This is a genomic window from Jeongeupia naejangsanensis (genome assembly GCF_016865585.1).
Classification (GTDB): Bacteria; Pseudomonadota; Gammaproteobacteria; order Burkholderiales; family Chitinibacteraceae; genus Jeongeupia; species Jeongeupia naejangsanensis.
Genome location: NZ_JAESND010000002.1, coordinates 137,922 through 159,121, shown reverse-complemented (window position 1 = coordinate 159,121; position 21,200 = coordinate 137,922). Strand labels below are relative to the sequence as shown.

Here is a 21,200-nt window from a genome sequence, read left to right as displayed (position 1 = left end):
TTTTTCATGCCCTACCTTTGACCTATGCCCCAAACGCCCGCGCTGTGTCACGATGCACCCACCCATTGATCACAAGGATGCCCCCATGCAGATTGCCAGCTTCGCCGACTTTCTGACCGCCGCCAGCCAGCAGCCCGAGCCGCAACGGCTGCTGTTCGTGTTCACCCGTGCCGAACTGCCCGCCGATGCAACGGCGGAGGAAAAAGCCCGGTTCGAGCGCGGCGAAGGCGGCACGCTGGAGCCGGTGATGTGCGTCGACAAGCTGCCGTCCGAGATCGCCGATTTCGCCCAGCTCAAGGCCGAATCGGCGCAAATCCCGCAGAGCTGGGACATCGGCTTTGTCGCCGCCCTGGGCGGTCGTGCCGGCCGCGCGCCGGGTAGCGACGAGGCCAGCGAGCCGCTGGAACGGATGGTCGGCATGATCAAGCAGGGCCACGTCGGCCAGTTCCTCGCCTTCGATCGCAACGGCGAAATGCTGCAGTTCGGCTGAGGCTGCAATCAGGCGCCGGACTCACGCCGGAGCCAGTTCGCCGTACCAGTAAGCAGCGGTGACGCCGCCGTCGACGAGGAAATCGCTGCCGGTGATGAAGGCGCCGTCCGGCCCCATCAACAGCGCGGCGATCGTGGCGATCTCGTCCGGCGTACCGGCGCGACCGGCCGGACTCAGCGCCAGCATGCGCCGGTAGCCGTCACCACGCAGGCCGTTCAGTTCGTCCCTGGCCAGCGGCGTGATGATGATGCCGGGGCTGATCGCATTGACCCGCGCACCACGCTTCCCCCACCTCACCGCCTCGGCGCGAACCCGCAAGGCATTGCCGCGCTTGGCAATCTGGTAGGCATTCAGCGGATCGGTCACCTGCTGCAACATCGGCAAGGCCAGCAGGTCGTCGACCGGTGTCGTCGCCAACGCGCGATCCTGCTCGGCCGTCAGCGCCGGCAGCCGGTGGCCCGACTGCGACGAGATGACGATGCCGGCCCCGCCCGGTGCGATGATCCCGCCGAACGCCTCGAGCACCAGCGCCGTGCCGTACAGATCGACCTTCAGGATCACGTCGGGCGGCGCCTGCGACGGCGAAACACCGGCAGCGTGGATGACGCCGGTCACGCTACCCAGCACGGCAGCAGCCTGCGCCAGCGCCTGCACCGATGCCCGCGACGCGACATCGACCACCGCAGTGCTGACCTCGAATCCGGCGTCGAGGAGTTCGCTGGCCGCGGCTGCCGCATTGTCCTCGCGCAGGTCGGCCACAAGGATGAGTTTGCCCGCGCCGACCCGGCGCGCGATGGCCACGCCGATGGCGCCTGCGCCGATCAGTACCGTGATGTTGTTCATCGTTGCCTTCCTTTTCAGTGAAGCGGTGGGTGCGGATTCAGGCCGAGTACTGGTCGGCGCCAACGTGTTCCATGAAATCGGCGGTCTTGCCGTCCTGCACTTCCTGAATGGCGATGTGCGACATCGCCGTCGCCGGTACTGCGCCGTGCCAATGCTTTTCGCCTTCGGGAATCCACGCCACATCGCCGGGGCGGATTTCCTCGATCGGGCCGCCCCATCGCTGCACCAGCCCGCGTCCGGCGGTCACGATCAGCGTCTGTCCGAGCGGATGGGTGTGCCAGGCGGTGCAGGCGCCCGGCTCGAAGGTGACGGTGACACCCAATGCGCGTGCCGGCGCCTTGGCCGGAAACAGCGGATCGACACGCACCGTGCCGGTGAAGTACTCGGCCGGGCCGCGTGCCGGTGAAGTACTCGGCCGGGCCGCGTGCCGAAGGCCGGGAACCGTTGCGGATGATGTCCATGGTGATCTCCTGTGAATGCCTTGCTGCCTGACTCGGCAGCCGATGGGGAGAATGTAGCCCTTCAGCTTCATGCAATTAAGTAGCCCAATCCGCATGTACTTATGAATTCAGATCATCAATTGGCCACCATCCTGCACAACCGCCACGCAGCAACGCCCGGAAACGACAACGCCCTCGCGCCGGCATCCGGCAGCGAGGGCGTTGTGTGGTCGTAGGACGGTCAGCCCTTGAGCGACGCCATGTCGATGACGAAGCGGTACTTCACGTCGCTTTTGAGCATGCGCTCGTAGGCGTCGTTGATCGTCTCCATGTCGATCAGCTCGATGTCCGAGGTAATGCCGTGCCGGCCGCAGAAATCGAGCATTTCCTGCGTTTCGGCAATGCCGCCGATCAGCGAACCAGCGACCGATTTGCGCCCCATGATCAGCGGCACCGTGTTCAGCACCGGATTCAGATCGCCGAGGTAGCCGACCAGCACCAGCGTCCCGTCGATCGCCAGCGTCGGCAGATAGGGGTTGAGGTCGTGGACGTAAGGCACGGTGTCGAGGATCAGGTCGAAGCGCCCGGCGGCGGCGGTCATCTGCGCGGCGTCGGTCGACAGCACGATGTGGTCGGCGCCCAGCCGGCGCGCATCGGCCTCCTTGCCCGGCGAGCGGGTGAACAGCGTCACCTCGGCACCGAGCGCGCTGGCAAGCTTCAGCGCCATGTGCCCGAGCCCGCCGAGGCCGACCACCGCCACCTTGCTGCCCTCGCCGACTTTCCAGTGCCGCAGCGGCGACCAGGTGGTGATGCCGGCACACAGCAGCGGCGCCGCACCGGCCGGATCCAGCCCCTCCGGCACGCGCAGCACGAAGGCTTCCGACACGACGATCTGTTCGGAATAGCCGCCGTAGGTCGGGCTGTGGTCGTGGCGGTCGCGGCCGTTGTAGGTGACCGCCGGAAACTCGACGCAGTACTGCTCCAGCCCACGCTGGCACGGATTGCACACCCGGCAAGAGTCGACCATGCAGCCGACGCCGACCCGATCACCCGGCTTGAAGCGGGTCACGCCGGCACCGACCCGGGTGACGCGACCGATGATTTCGTGGCCGGGCACGACCGGATAGACGCTGTTCTGCCAGTCGTTCCGCGCGGTATGCAGGTCGGAATGGCAGACGCCGCAGTACTCGATCCGGATTTCCACGTCGTCGGTACGCGGCTCGCGGCGGACGAAGCGGTAAGGCGCCAGCGGCGATTCGGGGGATTGGGCGGCATAGCCCAGCACTTCATGACTCATGGTCGGTCTCCAGATCGGCAATCGTTCGGGACATCGTTTGCCAAAGGGTCGGAGCGCGGCGGCGCCGTGCTCAAGATCTGAAATATAGAGGACGCGACGCGCCACGATTAGCTGCAATAATCGGTACAGGCTTATGAACCGGACTCATGAATGTCGCGCGCCAACCTCAACGACCTGCAGGCCTTCGTCTGTGTTGCCCGCACCGGCAGCTTCACCCGCGCCGCCGCGCAGCTCGGCGTCTCGCAATCGGCGCTGAGCCACACGATACGCGGGCTGGAAGCACGGCTGGGGATTCGTCTGCTGACGCGTACGACACGCAGCGTCGCACCGACCGAGGCCGGCGAACGGCTGCTGGCGACCGTCGCACCGCGCTTCGACGACATCGAGGCCGAGCTGGCCGCGCTGAGCGAGTTGCGCGACAAACCGGCCGGCACGATCCGCATCACCACGGCCGAGCACGCCGCCAACCAGGTGCTGTGGCCCAAGCTCTCGCCGCTGCTGCGCGACTATCCGGACGTGAGGATCGAAATCAGCGTCGACTACGGCCTGACCGACATCGTCGCCGACCGTTTCGACGCCGGCGTGCGGCTCGGCGATCAGGTCGCCAGGGACATGATCGCCGTGCGCATCGGCCCGGACCTGCGCATGACGGTGGTCGGCACCGCCGACTATTTCAGCCGCCGCCCGCCACCGCAGACGCCGCACGATCTGGCCGCGCACGACTGCATCAACCTGCGGCTGCCGACCTACGGCGGCCTGCTGCCGTGGGAATTCGAAAAGGACGGCCACCGCCTCAACGTCCGCGTCGAAGGCCAGTGGACGTTCAACGCGACGCAGCCACGGCTGCGCGCCGCGCTGGCCGGTTGCGGCCTCGCCTTCGTCCCCGAGGACATGGCGCAGCCGCACATCGACGAAGGCCGACTGATCCCGGTGCTGGCCGACTGGTGTCCGCGCTTCACCGGCTACCACCTGTACTACCCGAGCCGCCGGCAGACATCGCCGGCGTTCGCGCTGGTGGTCGAGGCGCTGCGGCACCGGGAATGCGGCCGCAGCGCGTCCCCCACTGTTACAGGTCGAACGACGCCTGCATGAAGTAGGTCCGCGGCTGGCCCACGTACTTGCCATAGTTGTTGTCGGTCGAGCGGGTGTAGTACTCGCGGTCGAACAGGTTCTTGATCCCGGCGGCGAGCTTCATGTTGTAGAACTGCGGGCCGAAGCTGTATTCGCCGCGGACGTTCCACGTCGCGTAGCCGGCGATGTCGCCATAGCGGCCGTCCGGCGTTTCACTGGTGATGTAGGTCGGACCGGCGCCGGGCGAGTGCTGCTTCGACTGCGCGAAGCCGTCGACATTGAACGTCCACTGCGCACGCTGGTAGCGCGCACCGAGCGTGGCGACATTGCGCGAGTAGAACGGTAGGTCCTTGCCGGCGAAATCGCCCTGCTCCGATGTCGCCCGCGTGTAGACGTAGGTCGCGTAGGCGGTCAGGCCCTTGAGCACCTCGTCGACATGGGCCAGATCGTAGTGGACCGCGGTTTCGATGCCCTGATGCTTGGTGGCGCCGAGGTTGGTCCACTGGTCGCTGCTGTTGGGCTGGCCGGGGATCTTGCCGACGTACTGCATCTCGTTGTCGAAGTCGATGTAGAACAGCGTGACCTCGCCGCCCCAGCGGCCGTCGTCGTAACGCGTGCCGACCTCGTAGGTGTGCGCCTTTTCAGCGGTCAGACCGTTCGCGCTCTGGTTGCCGTTGCCGCCCTGCGCGATCTGGAAATACTGCATCGGCCCGAACGAGGTATTGGCGTTGGCGAACACGTTCCAGACGTCGCTGAGGTGGTAGCTGGCGTTGATCGACGGCAGCGGCTCTTCGTAACGCTGCTCGCGGTGGTAGCCGAGCATCACGTCGCTCCACTGCGTGTCGATGATCTCGTAGCGCAGCCCCGGCACCACGGTCCAGCGGCCGTAACTGATCGTGTCGTCGATGTAGACCGCTTGCGCCTGCGTGCCGCCGTTGCGGTCCTGCGTCAGCACATAGTTGCCCTTGGGCACGCCGCCAACCTTGACCTTGTCGGTCAGCGCCTTCTCGCTCATTTTCTCCTCGAGATAGCGGTAGCCGACACCGACCTCGTGGCTGGCCTCGCCCCAAGCGAACAGCTGCGAGAAGCGCGGCTCGATCGCGAAGGTGCTGTAGTTGCGCGGATACGCGACCAGCTGGGTCATGTCGTAGTACGCGCCGTTGGCGATGTGGCTGCCGCGGAAGCTGTCGGTGTAATAGGTCAGCACCTCGAACTTGCGCGTCGCATCGACGTGGCTGTACTTCAGCGACGCATCCTTGCGGCGGCCGGCGAAGTCGTCGTACGGCCGGGTCGACTGGAACGGGTTCTGCGCGTACTCCTTCACCGACAGGCCGCCCGGCATGTCGGCACCGGCGTCGTAGTAATGCAGGCTGGCGGCAAGCGTGTCGCGCTCGGTGATCGCGTAGCTGGCCTTGAGCATCACGTCGTCGATATTGGTGTGATCGTTGTCGTCGCGATAGCCGTCGCCCTTGACGCCCGAATACAGCAGCACCGCGCCGAGGCCCTTGTCGTTGGTGCCGCCGATCGCCGTGCTGACCAGCTCCTTGACACCGCCATGCTCGGCACTCTGGATTTCGGTACTGACATTGGCGCCGAACTGCTTCGGAACCGAGCGGCTGACGAAGTTGATGATGCCGCCGACGTTCTGCGGGCCGAAGCGCACCGAACCGCCGCCGCGGACGACGTCGATCGCCTCGATGTTGCCGATCGACAGCGGCGCCATCGACAGTTGCGGCTGGCCGTACGGCGCGACCGCCAGCGGCACGCCGTCGAGCAGGATGGTCGAACGCGGCGACAGCCGCGACGTCAGCCCGCGCACGCCGACGTTGAGCGAAATGTCGCTGCCGCCGGTACCGTTGTTCTCCTGCACCTGAACGCCGGGCACGCGGCGCAGCACCTCGCGGACGTTGGTGGCGGCGCTTTCGGTCAGCACCTGCTGGCTGACATAGGTCCGCGCACCCGGATGGTTGAGCACGTCGACGCTGCTGGCATCGTCAAGCCAGTTGCCGACCACCGACACCGTCCCCAGCGTCGCCTCGCTGGCGGAGGCCGTCTCGGCGGCATGCACCTGCATCGCACCGGCCACACCCATGGCCATGCACGTCAGTCTGAAACCCTTGCTCACTTCACTTGCTCCCTCGCGATCGTCGAAACCGGTTTCATCGCCCGGCACTTCGACTGCATCGTCGTTTTGTTTTATTGATAATGAGAATTGATTATTAACCGCTTCGCCATGCCGACGGCATCGGGTAAAGCCCGACCCGGCACGGACACGCGTCGGTCAGCGTGGAAAATGCGGCTGCAGCACCACGTCGCTGGTCGCGGCACAACAGCAGGCCAGCACTTCGCCATCGGCGACGGCGCAATCGGGCTTCGTCAGCCAGCGCACCTCGCCTGCCTGCAACGTGCTGCGGCAACCGCCGCACTGGCCGGCGCGGCACTGCGCGGCAGCGAACGGCTGCAAGGGGTCCAGCGCGGCGAGCAGCGTTGCCGTTTCACCTCCGCGCACACTGCGGCCGTCGGCCAGCGCAATACGGACATCGCCCTGCGCCACACCGGCAGCCGGGCCGAACGATTCGCGGTGGATGCGTCCGGCGGCGACACCGGCCAGCGTCAGGCCGACCTGCACGGTGCCCGTGAGCCCGTCACCGGCGCAGAGCCAGACCGACGTGTTCACCGGATGGCCGACCAGCGCCTCCACGTCGCGTGGCGTCAGCCTGCCGCGCTCGTTTTGCCAGTCGGCATCCGGCCCGGTCAGCCGGGGCCGGTAATCGAACCAGCTATCCGACTCGGCCAGTGCGACCAGTTCGTCGTGCCACAGCAGCGCATCACGCGTCCGGGCCACGTGGACCAGCGTGACCCGGGCCGGCGGTGCGGCGCGCAAGCGGTCGAGCATCGCCATCAGCGGCGTGATGCCGATGCCGCCGGCGATCAGCAACACCTCGTCGCTGCGCTTTGGCCGGCAGGCAAAGTCGCCGCGCGGCTGCGAAGCCTGCAAGCGCGCGCCGACCGGCGTCGCCGCAATCGACGACGACGCACGGCCTTCGGGTTTGATCGCAATCCAGTAATGCGCCGGCCGGCGCTGCCAGCGCGCCAGCGAATAGCAGCGCGCACCGTCGTCACCGTGGACCAGCAGGTGCTGGCCGGCGCCGAACCGGGGCAGGCGCCCGCGCACCGGGGCCAGACGCAGACGGACATAACCGGCAATGACGTCGCGTTCGAGCACGTGCAGCGTCAGCGGGCGTGCCGCCGCGCGCCGGCGCCAGTCGCGCACCGTCGCGACCCAGCCGCACGCCTGCCACCACAGCAGGATTGCGAACAGGGCCGCCACGGCCGTGCCGATCGCCGCGAGCATCATGCGCCGGCCACCGCCAGACGCACGCGCCGCTGCCGGCCGCGCATCCACAGCCAGCTGCCCGACAGCGTCAGCATCAGCATCACCAGCGCGCAGGCATCGATCCACAGCCACTTGCCGTCCTGCCCGAGCAGCGCCTTGCCGGTGTGGATGTCGAACAGCAGCCGCGCCAGACTCAATGGCGGATCGACCTTGGGGAGGGAATCCAGCACGGCGGCGACGGTTGCGTCAGCCTGCCAGTGTTCGCCGTCGGTACTGCGCTGCAGCTTGCCCGCTTCGCCGGCGATCAGGGCACCGTCGGCCAGCACGGCAACGGTGGTCACGTTAGCGGTCAGCTGCTTCGTCCATGCCGACGCATCGCGCCGGTACAGGCCACTGCTGGTCGCGGCAAACACGCCCTGCGGCGCGTTGACGAGCTGGAATACTTCGATCCGCTTGCCGGTCAGTGCCGGCTCGGCTCGGCCGGCGCGGACTTCCCACAGCCCGTGCTTGCCGCCGACGATCAGTGTGCCGTCGGCCAGCTGCAGCAACGCTTTCGCCTCGACCCGCTCGGGTGCGTAGCCGGGCAGCCAGTGGCTCGATGCATCGATCTTCTTCAGTTCCAGCGACTTGCTGTGCGAGATCAGCAAGGCGGTGACGCAGATCGCCAGAAACGGCAGCGCCAGGATCACCCCGGCCCACATGTGCCAGCGCCGCCAGCGCGACGGCATGCCCTTGTCGTTCATCGTGTCTGCCCGGAACCGGAAAGCCGCGAATTTTAAATGAATTCAATTATCATTTATCAAATTGCTTACAAGCGGTTACCAAGCTTCCCGGCCTCCCCCGCCGCGCGAAAAAAAAACCGCAGCCGAAGCTGCGGTTTTCCGGGGCGAAGCGACGAGTGCTTACTTGTCGCTCAGTGCCACGACGCCCGGCAGTGCCTTGCCTTCGAGGAACTCGAGCGAGGCGCCGCCACCGGTGGACACGTGCGAGACCTTGTCTTCCAGACCGGCTTTCTCGACCGCGGCCACCGAGTCGCCACCGCCGACGACGGTGATCGCACCGGCGGCGGTTGCTTCGGCCAGTGCATGTGCAACGGCGAAAGTGCCCTGCGCGCTGGCGTCGATTTCGAACACGCCCATCGGGCCGTTCCACAGCACGGTCTTGGCCGACTTGATGATTTCGGCAAAGCGCTTGCGCGAAGCCTCGCCGACGTCGACGCCTTCCTGATCGGCCGGGATCGCGGTCGAATCGACCTGGACCAGGCCGTCAAGCGTACGGGCATCGAAGTCCAGATGCTTGGTAACCATGGTGTCGGACGGCAGTTCGAGCTTGTCGCCGGCTTGCGCCATCAGCTCGCGCGCCAGTTCGACACGGTCGTTTTCGCACAGCGAATTGCCGATCTCCAGACCCTTGGCCTTGAGGAAGGTGAACGCCATGCCGCCGCCGATGATCAGCTTGTCGACCTTGGGCAGCAGTGCCTGGATCACGTCGATCTTGCCCGAGATTTTCGAGCCGCCGATGATCGCCACGAACGGACGCACCGGACGATCGACCGCGTCACCGAGGAATTCGAGTTCCTTCTTCAGCAGGTAACCGGCCGCGCGCGGCAGGTTGACGCCGACGACCGACGAGTGCGCACGGTGCGCGGTGCCGAAGGCATCGTTGACGAACACGTCGCCGAGCTTGGACAGCGAGGCGCGGAACGCTTCGACCTTGGCCGGATCGGCCTTGACGCTGTTGCCGTCGGCATCCTTGGCCTTGCCTTCTTCCTCGATGTGGAAGCGGACGTTCTCGAGCAGTGCAACCTGACCGGCCTGCAGCTTGGCAACGGCAGCTTCGACTTCCGCGCCGACACAGTCGTTGAGGAACTGCACCGGCTTGCCGAGCAGTTCGGCCAGACGGGTGGCCACCGGTGCCAGTGTGTACTTCTCGACGCGCGCACCGTTCGGGCGGCCGAGGTGGCTCATCAGCACAACCGACGCGCCCTGCTCCAGTGCGTAGCGGATTGTCGGCAGCGCGGCGCGGATGCGCTTGTCGCTTTCGACCACACCGTTTTTGACCGGGACGTTGAAGTCGACACGGATCAGGACGCGCTTGCCGGCGAGGGCCAAGTCTTCGATGAACAGCTTGGTCATGCTTTAGCTCCATTGAGTGGATTGGAAATCGATTGCGATTCTACCGGTTCCGGTCGCAGTAGTTCCGGAACCGAACGACTACATTGCGGTCGCGCAATGCCTTCAGGGTAGCAAGGTCACCGGCACGATATCGGCATAATCACCCGGCGGCACCTGCTGGCTGCCGTAGAGCAGCGCCGTCGCGTAGGCCAGATTGGTGGCGCCACCGCCGGACGCGGTACCGGAAATCGGCTGGCCGGTGCTGCCGTCGCCGAAAATCGTCGAGCAGCTCACGTTGTTGACGCCGACGCACAGCTGGTAGTTCAGCCGTTCGGTCCCCCCGACGCGAAGCATGTAGCGGGAAGAGATGCTCTGGCTGTTCGTGCTCGGGCCGGCCTGGAGCGTGTACGAGGTCGACGTGTCGCAGCTGATGGACACGTAGAAATTGATCACGCTGGTGCTCGTCAGCTCCGGGTTGTACTGGCCGAACGACGGATCCTGCCCCGAACCGATCGTGCAGCCGGCGCTTGCCAGACGGGCGATCATCACGAGGAACACGGCGAAAAACAGGCGGTACATCACGACTCTCCCGTGCAGCGCACCGGCGCCAGCTGCTGGACGACCTCGTTGCCGGCAGGCAGCACCAGCGTGCCACGGCAACGCAGTGCCTCCGCGTCGGTGACGATGAAACGGTACTCCCCGGCCGCCAGATCGTCGACGTAGAAACTGCCGTCGAGCGCCGTCTGCAGCTTGCGCGTGCCCTCGGGCAGCGCCAGCCGGATCACGGTACTGGACAGCGGCTTGTCCTGTCCGTCGACGAGTACGCCAGCCCACGCGCGGATCGGCGTGGCCTCGAAGCGGACCACGCGGCCGCTGTTGTAGCCGGGCTGGACGTCGCGGCGCAGCTGCGGCACCGCGTAATCGAGCGGAAGGTCGTTCTGCACCAGCCCGATCTGCTGGGTGTTGTAGCTCGACAGGTCCGGCAGCACCACGCGGCCGTCGGCGCCGCTGCGGCCGACCACCTGACCGTTCTGCGTCACAGCGACACCGGACAGCGGCAGTTCGGCGATCGCGAAACTCTGGTTCACCTGCCGCGACAGTGCGGTCGCGCCGTCGGCGTAGACCAGTGCACCGGCCCAGCTCGCCCGCCATGCAGTCGACTGCCCCTCGTTGCGCGAAGCGCTGAGCGACAGTTGCCCCGGCGCGAAGCGCCCGTCGATCGAACCGTCGACCTCGTCGCCACTGTCGCCGTGCTGCGCGTTCACCCGGTAGCCCCAGCCTTCTCCGAACGGCGTCGAGCGTGCGAGTGCGACATTGCTCTGCCAGTTGCCGTCGTTGCTGCGCTGGCTGCTGACCGACGCCGTAGTCCGGCTGTCGAAGAACCACGCCAGATTCACGTAGCCGCCGAGCGAGGTGTTGTCACCGGTATCGGCCAGCGTCACATTCATCGACAGCGAGACCGAGCGCAGCGGCGCCACCGAATAACCGAGACGGTACTGGTTCTGCGTCGGCAAGGCGCCACCAACCTGACGCGACCAGTCCAGACTCCAGTTGCCCCAGGCCGGCGCCCCCCAGCTGCCACCGGCACCACCGCTCCAGCGCGGCGGCGCGAAACCGGTGCCGGCAGCGACGTAACCCGGATCGATATGCTGGGCAAAGCCGCGCAGACTCCAGCTGCGCTCGTCGAAGCGGTAGGCGAGGTACTGCGCGTCGCCCGCGTTGCCGTCATCGTGACGCGCCCACGAGAACGCGCCGGACAGCACGCCGGCACGGCCGAGGCGCGCTGTCACCAGCCCGCCGGCCGAGTCGTAATCGGGATTGCCTTCGGCGCGCGCACCGACGGTCAGTGCGTCGCTCACGCCGTAGCGGTGGTACAGCGAATACGCGAAGCCGCCGTAATCGTCGAAACCTTCGGGCCGACGCCAGACGCCGACGTTGTAGTTGAAATCATTCAGCCCGGCCTTGAGCAGGCTGTCGTCGAAGTAGTACGGCACGTTGATCGTCTGGCGGTTGCCGTATTCGTCGCGCAGTACGATCTGTACGTTCTGCAGGCCGGCGAAGTAGCGCAGGTCCTGGAACTGGTACATGCCGGGGCTGAGGCTCTCGGTGCGGATTCGCTCGCCGTTGAGGTAGACCTCAGCCGTCGACGGCGTGGTCACCGGTACCGTGGCCGACATCGACGGTGCGCTGTCGAAATCCTGCTGCATCGAAAACACGCGCGAAAAGCCGATCCCGGCCAGCTGCGGCGCGCTGCCGAGCGTGCCGGTCACCGGCGACAGATCGCCGAGCGTCAGCCTTGCCATGCTGTCCGGCCAGTCATGGGTCGCGGTGGTGGTGACGCGCTGCCAGCGCTCTTCCCGGCCGGACGACTGGTAGTTCTGGTCGCTGCGCAGGTTCCAGCCGCCGGCGGACAGATTGGCCAGCGGTGCAAAGCCGTAACCGTCGCTGCCGTCCGGGTTGCGGAACGTCGACACGGTGTAGTTGAGGTAGCCGGAAACGCCGCCGCGCCAGACCTCGGCCGGCTGGGACCGGCCGTACAGCGAGATCGTCTGCTCGCCGATCTGCGCCGGTGCAACGGTCAGCGACACCGTCAGCTGATCCGGATCGTAGTGGCTGCGGACGTCCTTGAACGACGACAGCTGCAGGTAACGCACGCCGTCGAATTCGGCCGACTGGCCGTCGAGCTTCAGTCCGAGCTGGCGCACATCGTCGCTGGCCAGCCAGAGCTGGCCGGCCTCGAGCCAGGCCCGCTGGGTGCCGCGATCGACATCGTTGACGCGCACGGCGACGAGCAGGGCTTCGGCACTCGCCGCACCGGTGATCAGGGCCAGAGCCAGTCCGAGGCAGCGCCGCAGCATCAGGGCTTGCAGTCTCCGGCCGACAGGTTCAGCGGGACTGCCAGTGTTTTCTGGTCGAAAACCAGCGTCAGGGTCGGTTTGGCCTGCTTGCACAGCGCCTCGGGCAATTTGAAACCGTAGTTGTGCGACACGCCCGGCAACAGGTACCAGGTGTCGAAGCGGTCGACCGACGTGCCGTCGGAGAACGTCGCCTGCTTGATCTTCAGCGTCATGTTGCCGTCGTTCTCGACCCTGACATCAAGCCGGCCTTTGGCCACACCCGGCGTCGCCTTGGCCGATGGCGCCGGTTGCTGCGGCTGCACGAACACCGGCACGCCGAAGCTCACCAGCATCGCAACCTGCCCCTGCCGGTTTGCACCGGCCACGGGCTGCTCGCTCACGTAGAGACGGAACGCCTGTTCCTGTGCGCCGCGCTCGCCCTTCGGACCGAGGCGGATCACCTTGCTGGTCTTGGGTGCAAGTTCGAGCTGACGCGGGAAATACACCAGCGCATCGGACGGCGTGTACTGGTCCTTGCCGGCCGCATCCTGCTGCCAGGCCTTCAACGACACGGCCACCCGCAGGATCGCATCACCGTTGTTGGTGACCGTGATCGCGCTGGCCCGATCCTGCGGGGAGAAATCGACACGCACCGGCGAAACGCCGAATCCGGCAGCGTTCGCGGTTGCGGTAAAAAACAAAAGGCCGGCAAAGCCGGCCTTGATCTTGGTTATGAGGTTCACGGTGCCAGATCAACGGTCAGAATCACCGTGTCATTGTAATCGCCGATCTTGGCATCCTGATAGTCGGTGCCCTTTACCCCGGCATCCAGTGTCAGCGAAATCGGCGTGCTCTGGCCGGTAGCGGTGCCGCTGGTCTTGTCCGGCGTCAGCGTATAGCCGATCACATCGGTCGCCGTTCCGCCCGACAGCAGCATCTGCCGCTTGCCGCCACCGTCCGGGGTCAGACCGTTGTCGAGCGACACGGTGTAGTCCACGCCGTTGGAACACCAGAAGCTGGTCGAAGCGGATTTCGTCTGGTCACCACCTCCCGGGGTCAGCGTCCCGAAGTCGATCACCACGTCGTTTGCATCGACAAAATCGCAGGTCCCGACCACCTTTGCCTTGATCTGCACGTTCTTGTCAGCGGCATACGCGCTGCCCATGGCCATCACTAACAAGGTGGTACCCATTACCAGGTTGAAGCTTTTGTTCATCATCAGCTCGCTCTTTCTCTCGAAAGAAAAGGTTGTCTCGATGAACCAAAGTTTAAGCAAATGGGATATTCAAATTATGTATTAAATTACCGCGACAATACGGTAAAACCCACATAACTCAATCAGGGCGAAACGGTCAGCACCACATTGTCGTTGTAACTGCCGATCGGGCTGTCGACGTAGGCGGCCGCCTCGACGCTGGCGGTCAGCACCAGCGAAATCGGCGTCAGCTCGCCCTGGCCGCTGCCGCTGGTGGGTGCCGCGCTCAGGGCATAGGGAATGTAGCCGCCGCTGTCGCCGCGCATCCGGCGCTGCTGGCCATCCGGATAGCGGCCCAGATCCATCGTCACCGTGTACTGCGTACCGGTACTGCAGGTGAACGCTACCGGCTGCGACACCTGCCGCACGCCCTGCCCCGGGACCAGCGTGCCGAAGTCGAGCACCACGTCGTCGGCATTGCTGAACTTGCAGCTGCCCGGCACGCTCGCCGTCACCGGCATGCCGCGGGTATCCGCACGCGCCGGGCCGACCAGTAGCAAGGCAAGACACAGCCAGATCCGCATCATTCGCTCACCCGCGACGGTTGCATGCAAGGCACGCGGACGCCTGCATCAGCGCGCGCCTTCAAGAAAAGGGAAATCCACGTCGGGCCGGCGCCCCGACATCAGTTCGGCGATCGCATGGGCCGACCCGCAGGATTCGGTCCAGCCCAGCGTACCGTGGCCGGTGTTCAGATAGAGATTCGCGATCGGGCTCTGGCCGATATAGGGCAGATTGCCCGGCGTCGCCGGCCGCAGCCCGCACCAGAATTCGGCATCGTCGTAACCGGCGATGTCAGGGAAGATTTCGCTCGTGCGCTGGATCAGCGCCTTGCAGCGCACCTCGTTCAGTTCGAGGTCGTAGCCGTTGAATTCAGCGGTGCCCGCCACCCGCAAGCGGTCGCCAAGGCGCGAGAACACCAGCTTGTAGCCGTCGTCGGTCAGGCTCACCGTCGGCGCCAGATCGGCGTCACCCACCGGAATCGTCGCCGAGTAGCCCTTGGCCGGATAGATGTCGAGCGTGATGCCGACCTGTTTCATCAGCAAGGGACTGTAGCTGCCGAGACAGACCAGATACGCATCGGCGTGCAAGGTTTCGGTCACCGTCTCGCCGTCGTCATCGAACTCGACGTCGACTCCGTCGATCCTGCCACCGGCCTGCCGCAGGCGGGTGATCCGCGTCTGGTAGCGGAACACCACGCCGCGCGCGGCGGCCAGCTGGGCCAGCTCCTGCGTGAACTTGCGTGCATCGCCCGATTCGTCGGTCGATGTATAAGTGCCGCCGACGATGGGAAGCCGGCTGTGCGCCAGCGCCGGTTCGATCGCAAGGCACTCGGCGGCATTCTTCACTTCACGGTCGAGGCCGATCTCGCGCATCGCCGCCGCCGCCGGAATCGCCGACGCGAAATCGGCCTCGTCGGTGTAGTAATGCAGGATGCCGCGCGACAGTTCGTCGTAGTGCAACCCGGTATCGGCGCGAACCTGCTGCAGCTGTGCGCGGCTGTACAACCCGAGCCGGACCAGATTCTGCAGATTGCTGCGCGCGCGGGCCGGCGTGCACTCCTGCAGGAAACGCAGTCCCCAGCGCCATTGCGCCGGGTCCATTTTCAGCCGGAACAGCAGCGGCGCGTCTTCCTCGCCCAGCCACTGCAGGGTTTTCCACGGCGCCTTCGGGTTGGCCCACGGTTCGGCATGACAGACCGAAATCTGTCCGCCGTTGGCATAGCTGGTTTCCAGCCCGGCTTCCGGCTCGCGGTCGATCACCGTCACCTCGTGCCCGGCCTGCGCCAAAAACCACGCCGACGTCACACCAACCACCCCAGCCCCCAGCACGATCACCCGCATCCAGCTTCCCTCCCGCAAGAGACGGCATTATGCCGCGTGCAAATTGCCACCGCCCACCGAGTTGGACCTGCTTTGATCTGGGTAAATCTGTCGCACTTGCAAATCACCGCCTTTCCCCTGCTGTTGCCCGGTAACAATCCCGATCGATGATCTTTTATTCGTAGAACAATTGTTCTACAATCGGCACCAAGACAAACGACACCCCGGACTGACGGACATGGACGACAACAAGAGCAAGGCGCTCGCCGCGGCACTGGCGCAGATCGAACGACAGTTCGGCAAGGGCTCCATCATGAAGATGGGCGAAAACCAGATCGAGAACGACCTGCAGGTCGTGTCGACCGGTTCGCTCGGCCTTGACCTCGCCCTCGGCGTGGGTGGCCTGCCGCGTGGTCGTATCGTTGAAATCTTCGGGCCGGAATCGTCGGGCAAGACGACGCTGTGTCTGCACGTCGTCGCCGAAATTCAGAAGCTCGGCGGTACCGCGGCCTACATCGATGCCGAAAACGCACTCGACCCGATCTACGCTGCGCGCCTTGGCGTCAACGTGCCGGAAATGCTGATTTCGCAGCCGGACACCGGCGAGCAGGCGCTGGAAATCGCCGATATGCTGGTCCGCTCGGGCGGTGTCGACATCATCGTCGTCGACTCGGTCGCCGCACTGGTGCCGAAGGCCGAAATCGAAGGTGAAATGGGCGACGTGCACGTCGGCCTGCAGGCGCGACTGATGAGCCAGGCGCTGCGCAAGCTGACCGGCAACATCAAGCGCACCAACACGCTGGTGATCTTCATCAACCAGCTGCGGATGAAGATCGGCGTGATGATGCCGGGACAGAGCCCGGAAACCACCACCGGCGGCAACGCGCTCAAGTTCTACGCCTCGGTCCGTCTCGACATCCGCCGCATCGGCGCGGTCAAGAAGGGCGACGAGATCATCGGCAACCAGACCAAGGTCAAAATCGCCAAGAACAAGGTCGCCCCGCCGTTCCGCATCGTCACCTTCGACATCCTTTACGGCGAAGGCATCTCGCGCGAAGGCGAGATTATCGAACAGGGCGTGGCGCAGAAGATCGTCGAGAAGTCGGGCGCCTGGTACAGCTACAACGGCAACAAGATCGGCCAGGGCATGGAGAATTCGCGCCAGTACCTGAAGGACAATCCGGAAGTGGCCGCCGAGATCGTCGCCAAGGTGCGCGAAAAGATCGGCCCGGTGCTGCCGCTGGATACCGGTGCTGCTGCCATCGACGACGACGCCGAAGCACTGGCCGAATAAGCCACCATCGCCAAACAGACGGCCGGTTTACCGGCCGTTTTTCATTGCGAGCCCTTATGGCCCCGACCACACCGACGCTACGCAACCGCGCCCTCGCCCACCTCGCCCGGCGTGAGTACGCACGCCTCGAACTGCGCCAGAAGCTGTTGCCGCACGCCGACGGCGACGAGGCTGCGCTCGACGCCATCCTTGACGACCTCGTTGCCCGAGGCTGGCTGTCGGACGAACGCTTTGCCGAGCAATGGGCGCACTTCCGCTCGCAGCGCTACGGCCCGCAGCGACTGCGCGCCGAGCTGCGGCAGAAGGGCGTCGACGATGCGCTGATCGATACCGCGCTCGAAGGCGTCGCCGACGACGAATTCGCGCAGGCCCGTGCGCAGTGGCAGAAAAAATTCGGTGCACCGCCGCAGGATGCGAAAGAACGCGCAAAACAGGCACGCTTTCTCGCCGGCCGCGGCTTCTCGCTCGACGTCGTCTACCGGGTCATCGGCGGCGAGGACGACGACAGCTGTTAAGGCACGGCCACCAGCGCGTCGCGCACGTGGTCGATGAATGCCCTGACCTTGGCCGGCACATGCCGGCCATCCGGATAGACCGCGTAGATGCCGGCCCTCGGTAAGGCGTAGCCACCGAGCACCCGCGTCAGCTGGCCGATCCTGACCTGTTCGGCCACCATGAAATCCGGCAGTGTCGACAACCCGGCCCCGGCAGTCACCAGCCCCTGCAGCCCGGCGGTCGAGTTGACCTTCAGCGCTGCCTTCACCCTGACCGCCTCGTCCCCGCCGGCCGGCGTGGCAAACGTCCATTGCAGCGGTGATCGCAGCAGCGTCAGCGCCACCCAGCGATGCGCCGCCAGTTCGGCCGGCGTCTGCGGCGTGCCGTGGCGCCGCAGATAATCCGGCGCCGCGACAACCCACTGGCCGAAATCCCCGAGCGGCACCGCCCGCAGGCTCGAATCCTTCAGCCAGCCCATTCGGATCGCCAGATCCAGCCGCGCATCGACCAGATCGACCTGCTCGCTGGCGGTGACCACGTCGATTTCCATCTTCGGATAGCGTTCGATGAAGCTGACGATCAGCGGTGCCAGCACGGTCGCCGCGTACTCGGCCGACACTGTCAGCCGCAGCAGGCCGCGCGGTTCGCGCCGGTCGACGTCGAGCCGTTCAAGCGCCGCCGCCATCTCGCACAGCAGCGGCGCGCAATCGTCGAACAGGGCGCTGCCGGCTTCGGTCAGGCTGACCTTGCGCGTCGTCCGCGTGAACAGCCGCACACCCAGCTCGGCTTCGAGACGGCTGATCTGCACACTGAGCTGCGACTTCGGCTTGCCGATGCGCTCGGCGGCAGCGGTGAAACTGCCGGTTTCGGCGACGGCAGCAAACACTGCCAGCCGGTTCAGGTCGTGGACCATCGCCATTGTTTCCATATCGATAACAATCAATTATCAACCGGGCGATTTATCCATTCAATTCCGAAGCGCATCATCACCCCATCGATTGAACGGATGCCAGCATGTCCACCGAACTGATCCTGCTGTTCGACCCCAGCTGCGGCTGGTGCTACGGCGCCCATCCCGCACTCGCCGCCTTGCGCGATGCCAGCCCCCTGCCCTGGCGCCTGCTGCCGACCGGCCTGTTTGCCGGCGCTGCCGACGTGCCCGCCGCCGAGGCCTACTTCTGGCAGAGCGACCTGCAGATTCGCGAACGCACCGGCGTCGCCTTCAGCGAGACCTACCGCGAGCAGGTGCTCGGCGGAGACCGGATCGTGCTCGACTCGACCTCGGCCACGCTGGCATGGCACCTGATTGCCAGCCAGCACCCCGAACGGGCGCTGGACGTTCTACAACGGGTGCAGGCGCTGCGCTACGTCGACGGCGTGCTGGTCGATGCGCCGCAGCTTGCAACCCTCGCAGCCGACTTCGGGCTCGATGCCACCGCGCTGCAGGCGGACTTTGCCGCCGGCTGGTCCGAAGCGCTGCACCACGACGTTGCCCAAGCCCGGATGCTGATGCGCCAGCTGAACCTGCGCGGCGTTCCGGTCCTACTGCTGCGCCGTGGCGACGACGTCGTCATCGTGCCCAATAGCCTGCTTTTCCAGAACCCGGCCGCGCTGGTCGAGTTCGTTGCCAACCACGCCTGATCCCAAGGAGCTTTCCATGAACATCGCCCTCATCGGTGCTACCGGCTACGTCGGTTCCAAACTGCTCGCCGAAGCCCTCGCCCGCGGCCACCGCGTCACCGCGCTGGTCCAGCACCCCGAGAAGCTGCAGGCACACGCCAATCTGACCGGCGTTGCCGTCAAGGTTCAGGACACCGACGCGCTGGCAGCGCAGCTCAAGGGCCACGACGCCGTGATCAGCGCCTTCAGCGGTCATGCCCAGAACGACGTGCTCGGCTACTTCGTCGACGGCTTCAAGTCCATCGTCGCCGCGACCAAGGCCGCCAATGTCGCCCGCCTGCTGGTCGTCGGCGGCGCCGGCAGTCTCGAAGTCGCGCCGGGCGTGCAGCTCGTCGACACGCCCGAGTTCCCCGATCAGTGGAAAGCATCGGCGCTTGGCGCCCGCGAAGCGCTGAACCTGCTGCGTGCCGAAGCCGCGCTCGACTGGACCCTGCTGAGCCCGTCGGCGATGTTGCAACCGGGCGAACGCACCGGCCGCTTCCGTCTCGGCGGTGACCAGCTGATCGTCGACGCCGACGGCAACAGCGTGATTTCGGTCGAAGACTACGCCGTGGCGATGATCGACGAACTGGAAACACCGAAGCACAGCCGCGCACGCTTTACCGTCGGCTACTGAGCTTCAACCGAAGCAACACGCGGGCGGTAGCTTCCCCAGAGCACTTACCACAACCGCCCGCGTAACCGTTGGTGCCAAGCCGGCCTGTCCGGCGTCATCACCAGCTCGGCCAGCACCGTGCCCGGCTTGGCCATTTGATTTCTTTCGGGATTATTTTCGAGGTAACAATTCCCGTTTGCTGGCAGCATATCGGCATGACTTCCACTCCGCGTTTCCACATCCCCGGCTGGATGCTGCTGCTCGGCACCCTGACCGCGATCGGCTCGGTGTCGATCGACATGTACCTGCCAGCATTCCCGGCCATCCAGCACAGCCTCAACGCCGGCAGCGGCGCGGTGCAGCTGACGCTGACGACCTTTTTCGTCGGCCTGCTCTGCGGCCAGTTGGTCTACGGCCCGGCCAGCGACCGCTTCGGCCGCAAGAAACCGCTGGTCGCCGGTCTGGTCCTGTATTCGCTTGCCTCGATCGGCTGCATGCTGGCGCAAAGTATCGAAGCGCTGATGGTCTGGCGTTTCATCCAGGCCTTCGGCGCGTGTTCGGGCATCGTGCTTGCGCGCGCCATCGTCCGTGACCGTTGCGATCCGCGCGAAGCCGCGCGGTCGTTCTCGATGCTGATGCTGATCATGGGCGTCTCGCCGATCCTTGCACCGCTGCTGGGCGGCTACATCCTGCAGGTGTCGAGCTGGCGGGTGATCTTCGGCCTCAACGTCGCCTTCGGCCTTGCCTGCCTGACCGCCGTGATCGCCACGCTCAAGGAAACGCGGCAGCCCGATCCGGGCACGTCGCTCAATCCGTTCAGCGTATTCCGCGGTTACGTCGAGATCCTGCGCGACCGCGACTTCAGCACCAATGCCATCGCCGGCGGTTTTGCCCAGGCCGGGCTGTATGCCTACCTCGCCGGCTCGCCCTTCGTGCTGATCGAGCTGTTCCACCTCAGCCCGAGCGCTTATGGCTGGGTGTTCTGCGCCAACTCGGTCGGCCTGATTGCCGCATCGCAGATCAATGCCGCGCTGCTCAAGCGCAACAGCATCTACACCTTGCTGCGCGCCGGACTGGTGGCCGTGCTTGCCGCTTCGGTGCTGCTGGCCGTTGCCGGCGTCGCCGGCGTTGCGACCATGCCGCTGCTGCTGGCCGGCATCTTCTGCTTCATGACGAGCCTCGGCTTCGTCAACCCGAACGCCGCGGCGGCGTCGCTGGCCAACCATCCGGAACGCGCCGGCAGCGCATCGTCGCTGCTCGGTACACTGCAGTACGGACTGGCCACACTGGCGACCTTCGCCATGGGGATGATCCACGACGGCACGGCCAGACCGCTCGCCTGGTCGATGGCACTGTTCGGCCTGATCGGCTGGGCAATCAATCGTCGCTTTTCCCGCCGTTAGCCCCTCGCATCGTTGCTTCCGCCGGGGTCGGGTTCGCCTGATCCCGGACCGACGTCCTTTGCCGTTTCAGGGCGACTGCCTCACGATCTGCCCCTGAACGACACCGCATCCGGAACCGCAACGGCGACACGCAAGCCGCGCCGCAAGCCCGCCGCTATCCTCCCCGGCGGGCTTTCCTTTAGAATCCAAGGTTTGCAATTTGCACGCCTTTCCGAGCCCAGCGCCC

The 21,200-nt window shown here is 65.7% G+C and carries 21 protein-coding genes; 7 read left to right on the top strand and 14 right to left on the bottom strand.

Going from position 1 to position 21,200, the window contains the following annotated elements; translation table 11 throughout:
- Positions 1-85: 85 nt before the first annotated feature.
- Complete coding sequence (locus JMJ54_RS05915; protein WP_203537028.1) at positions 86-490, top strand: ribonucleotide reductase subunit alpha; 405 nt, start codon at positions 86-88, stop codon at positions 488-490.
- Between the two features lie 21 nt (positions 491-511).
- On the opposite strand, the gene JMJ54_RS05910 is transcribed toward JMJ54_RS05915, so the two are convergent.
- The 3 genes from JMJ54_RS05910 to JMJ54_RS05900 form a co-directional block, all read right to left on the bottom strand.
- Positions 512-1,333 carry an SDR family oxidoreductase gene (locus tag JMJ54_RS05910; RefSeq protein WP_203537027.1) on the bottom strand — a complete coding sequence of 274 codons (822 nt, stop codon included), beginning with the start codon at positions 1,331-1,333 and terminating at the stop codon, positions 512-514.
- Between the two features lie 37 nt (positions 1,334-1,370).
- Entirely contained in the window at positions 1,371-1,865 is a 495-nt protein-coding gene (locus JMJ54_RS05905) for a (R)-mandelonitrile lyase (RefSeq protein ID WP_203537026.1), read from the bottom strand.
- Between the two features lie 149 nt (positions 1,866-2,014).
- Complete coding sequence (locus JMJ54_RS05900) at positions 2,015-3,070, bottom strand: NAD(P)-dependent alcohol dehydrogenase (RefSeq protein WP_203537025.1); 1,056 nt, start codon at positions 3,068-3,070, stop codon at positions 2,015-2,017.
- A 150-nt stretch (positions 3,071-3,220) separates the two neighbouring features.
- On the opposite strand from JMJ54_RS05900, the gene JMJ54_RS05895 reads away from it, so the two are divergent.
- Complete coding sequence (locus tag JMJ54_RS05895; protein ID WP_203537024.1) at positions 3,221-4,162, top strand: LysR family transcriptional regulator; 942 nt, start codon at positions 3,221-3,223, stop codon at positions 4,160-4,162.
- On the opposite strand, the gene JMJ54_RS05890 is transcribed toward JMJ54_RS05895, so the two are convergent.
- The 10 genes from JMJ54_RS05890 to JMJ54_RS05845 all read right to left on the bottom strand — a co-directional run bounded on the left by JMJ54_RS05890 (position 4,137) and on the right by JMJ54_RS05845 (position 15,528).
- Entirely contained in the window at positions 4,137-6,266 is a 2,130-nt protein-coding gene (locus tag JMJ54_RS05890; RefSeq protein ID WP_203537023.1) for a TonB-dependent receptor family protein, read from the bottom strand. The two genes, JMJ54_RS05895 and JMJ54_RS05890, sit on opposite strands and share 26 nt — an antisense overlap.
- 156 nt (positions 6,267-6,422) lie before the next feature.
- Entirely contained in the window at positions 6,423-7,499 is a 1,077-nt protein-coding gene (locus JMJ54_RS05885; RefSeq protein ID WP_203537022.1) for a 2Fe-2S iron-sulfur cluster-binding protein, read from the bottom strand.
- Positions 7,496-8,221 carry a PepSY domain-containing protein gene (locus tag JMJ54_RS05880; RefSeq protein ID WP_203537021.1) on the bottom strand — a complete coding sequence of 242 codons (726 nt, stop codon included), beginning with the start codon at positions 8,219-8,221 and terminating at the stop codon, positions 7,496-7,498. The genes JMJ54_RS05885 and JMJ54_RS05880 overlap by 4 nt, the downstream gene beginning before the upstream one ends.
- Positions 8,222-8,380: 159 nt before the next feature.
- On the bottom strand, positions 8,381-9,613 hold the full coding sequence (locus tag JMJ54_RS05875) for a phosphoglycerate kinase (RefSeq protein WP_203537020.1): 1,233 nt from the start codon (positions 9,611-9,613) through the stop codon (positions 8,381-8,383).
- 102 nt (positions 9,614-9,715) lie between these two features.
- Positions 9,716-10,171: a Csu type fimbrial protein gene (locus JMJ54_RS05870; RefSeq protein WP_203537019.1), complete on the bottom strand. Its 456-nt coding sequence runs from the start codon at positions 10,169-10,171 to the stop codon at positions 9,716-9,718.
- Positions 10,171-12,450, bottom strand: a complete 2,280-nt coding sequence (locus JMJ54_RS05865) for a fimbria/pilus outer membrane usher protein (RefSeq protein ID WP_203537018.1) — start codon at positions 12,448-12,450, stop codon at positions 10,171-10,173. Before JMJ54_RS05865 ends, JMJ54_RS05870 begins: the two co-directional genes overlap by 1 nt.
- The gene (locus JMJ54_RS05860; protein ID WP_203537017.1) at positions 12,450-13,172 is read right to left on the bottom strand and encodes a fimbrial biogenesis chaperone; all 723 of its coding nucleotides are present in this window, start codon (positions 13,170-13,172) and stop codon (positions 12,450-12,452) included. The genes JMJ54_RS05865 and JMJ54_RS05860 overlap by 1 nt, the downstream gene beginning before the upstream one ends.
- On the bottom strand, positions 13,169-13,648 hold the full coding sequence (locus JMJ54_RS05855) for a spore coat protein U domain-containing protein (protein WP_203537016.1): 480 nt from the start codon (positions 13,646-13,648) through the stop codon (positions 13,169-13,171). The genes JMJ54_RS05860 and JMJ54_RS05855 overlap by 4 nt, the downstream gene beginning before the upstream one ends.
- A 119-nt stretch (positions 13,649-13,767) precedes the next feature.
- Positions 13,768-14,211: a spore coat protein U domain-containing protein gene (locus JMJ54_RS05850; protein WP_203537015.1), complete on the bottom strand. Its 444-nt coding sequence runs from the start codon at positions 14,209-14,211 to the stop codon at positions 13,768-13,770.
- Between the two features lie 45 nt (positions 14,212-14,256).
- On the bottom strand, positions 14,257-15,528 hold the full coding sequence (locus JMJ54_RS05845; RefSeq protein ID WP_203537014.1) for a D-amino acid dehydrogenase: 1,272 nt from the start codon (positions 15,526-15,528) through the stop codon (positions 14,257-14,259).
- A 217-nt stretch (positions 15,529-15,745) separates the two neighbouring features.
- On the opposite strand from JMJ54_RS05845, the gene recA reads away from it, so the two are divergent.
- On the top strand, positions 15,746-16,801 hold the full coding sequence (gene recA / locus JMJ54_RS05840; protein ID WP_203537013.1) for a recombinase RecA: 1,056 nt from the start codon (positions 15,746-15,748) through the stop codon (positions 16,799-16,801).
- Between the two features lie 56 nt (positions 16,802-16,857).
- Positions 16,858-17,316, top strand: coding sequence for a recombination regulator RecX (recX, locus tag JMJ54_RS05835; RefSeq protein ID WP_203537012.1), 459 nt, complete (start codon positions 16,858-16,860; stop codon positions 17,314-17,316).
- On the opposite strand, the gene JMJ54_RS05830 is transcribed toward recX, so the two are convergent.
- The gene (locus tag JMJ54_RS05830; RefSeq protein ID WP_238999920.1) at positions 17,313-18,215 is read right to left on the bottom strand and encodes a LysR family transcriptional regulator; all 903 of its coding nucleotides are present in this window, start codon (positions 18,213-18,215) and stop codon (positions 17,313-17,315) included. The genes recX and JMJ54_RS05830 overlap by 4 nt on opposite strands.
- Positions 18,216-18,310: 95 nt before the next feature.
- Between JMJ54_RS05830 and JMJ54_RS05825 the strand changes: the two genes are divergently transcribed.
- The 3 genes from JMJ54_RS05825 to JMJ54_RS05815 all read left to right on the top strand — a co-directional run bounded on the left by JMJ54_RS05825 (position 18,311) and on the right by JMJ54_RS05815 (position 20,974).
- The gene (locus JMJ54_RS05825) at positions 18,311-18,937 is read left to right on the top strand and encodes a DsbA family protein (RefSeq protein ID WP_203537011.1); all 627 of its coding nucleotides are present in this window, start codon (positions 18,311-18,313) and stop codon (positions 18,935-18,937) included.
- Between the two features lie 16 nt (positions 18,938-18,953).
- Complete coding sequence (locus JMJ54_RS05820) at positions 18,954-19,592, top strand: NAD(P)-dependent oxidoreductase (protein ID WP_203537010.1); 639 nt, start codon at positions 18,954-18,956, stop codon at positions 19,590-19,592.
- Between the two features lie 194 nt (positions 19,593-19,786).
- The gene (locus JMJ54_RS05815) at positions 19,787-20,974 is read left to right on the top strand and encodes a multidrug effflux MFS transporter (RefSeq protein WP_238999919.1); all 1,188 of its coding nucleotides are present in this window, start codon (positions 19,787-19,789) and stop codon (positions 20,972-20,974) included.
- Positions 20,975-21,200: the final 226 nt, after the last annotated feature.

Bases quoted from the DNA above. Each gene is read 5' to 3' on its own strand.
- JMJ54_RS05915 (WP_203537028.1), top strand. From the start codon at position 86: ATGCAGATTGCCAGCTTCGCCGACTTTCTGACCGCCGCCAGCCAGCAG.
- JMJ54_RS05910 (WP_203537027.1), bottom strand. From the start codon at position 1,333: ATGAACAACATCACGGTACTGATCGGCGCAGGCGCCATCGGCGTGGCC.
- JMJ54_RS05905 (WP_203537026.1), bottom strand. From the start codon at position 1,865: ATGAAGCTGAAGGGCTACATTCTCCCCATCGGCTGCCGAGTCAGGCAG.
- JMJ54_RS05900 (WP_203537025.1), bottom strand. From the start codon at position 3,070: ATGAGTCATGAAGTGCTGGGCTATGCCGCCCAATCCCCCGAATCGCCG.
- JMJ54_RS05895 (WP_203537024.1), top strand. From the start codon at position 3,221: ATGTCGCGCGCCAACCTCAACGACCTGCAGGCCTTCGTCTGTGTTGCC.
- JMJ54_RS05885 (WP_203537022.1), bottom strand. From the start codon at position 7,499: ATGATGCTCGCGGCGATCGGCACGGCCGTGGCGGCCCTGTTCGCAATC.
- JMJ54_RS05880 (WP_203537021.1), bottom strand. From the start codon at position 8,221: ATGAACGACAAGGGCATGCCGTCGCGCTGGCGGCGCTGGCACATGTGG.
- JMJ54_RS05875 (WP_203537020.1), bottom strand. From the start codon at position 9,613: ATGACCAAGCTGTTCATCGAAGACTTGGCCCTCGCCGGCAAGCGCGTC.
- JMJ54_RS05870 (WP_203537019.1), bottom strand. From the start codon at position 10,171: ATGTACCGCCTGTTTTTCGCCGTGTTCCTCGTGATGATCGCCCGTCTG.
- JMJ54_RS05865 (WP_203537018.1), bottom strand. From the start codon at position 12,450: ATGCTGCGGCGCTGCCTCGGACTGGCTCTGGCCCTGATCACCGGTGCG.
- JMJ54_RS05855 (WP_203537016.1), bottom strand. From the start codon at position 13,648: ATGATGAACAAAAGCTTCAACCTGGTAATGGGTACCACCTTGTTAGTG.
- JMJ54_RS05850 (WP_203537015.1), bottom strand. From the start codon at position 14,211: ATGATGCGGATCTGGCTGTGTCTTGCCTTGCTACTGGTCGGCCCGGCG.
- JMJ54_RS05845 (WP_203537014.1), bottom strand. From the start codon at position 15,528: ATGCGGGTGATCGTGCTGGGGGCTGGGGTGGTTGGTGTGACGTCGGCG.
- recA (WP_203537013.1), top strand. From the start codon at position 15,746: ATGGACGACAACAAGAGCAAGGCGCTCGCCGCGGCACTGGCGCAGATC.
- recX (WP_203537012.1), top strand. From the start codon at position 16,858: ATGGCCCCGACCACACCGACGCTACGCAACCGCGCCCTCGCCCACCTC.
- JMJ54_RS05830 (WP_238999920.1), bottom strand. From the start codon at position 18,215: ATGGCGATGGTCCACGACCTGAACCGGCTGGCAGTGTTTGCTGCCGTC.
- JMJ54_RS05825 (WP_203537011.1), top strand. From the start codon at position 18,311: ATGTCCACCGAACTGATCCTGCTGTTCGACCCCAGCTGCGGCTGGTGC.
- JMJ54_RS05820 (WP_203537010.1), top strand. From the start codon at position 18,954: ATGAACATCGCCCTCATCGGTGCTACCGGCTACGTCGGTTCCAAACTG.
- JMJ54_RS05815 (WP_238999919.1), top strand. From the start codon at position 19,787: ATGACTTCCACTCCGCGTTTCCACATCCCCGGCTGGATGCTGCTGCTC.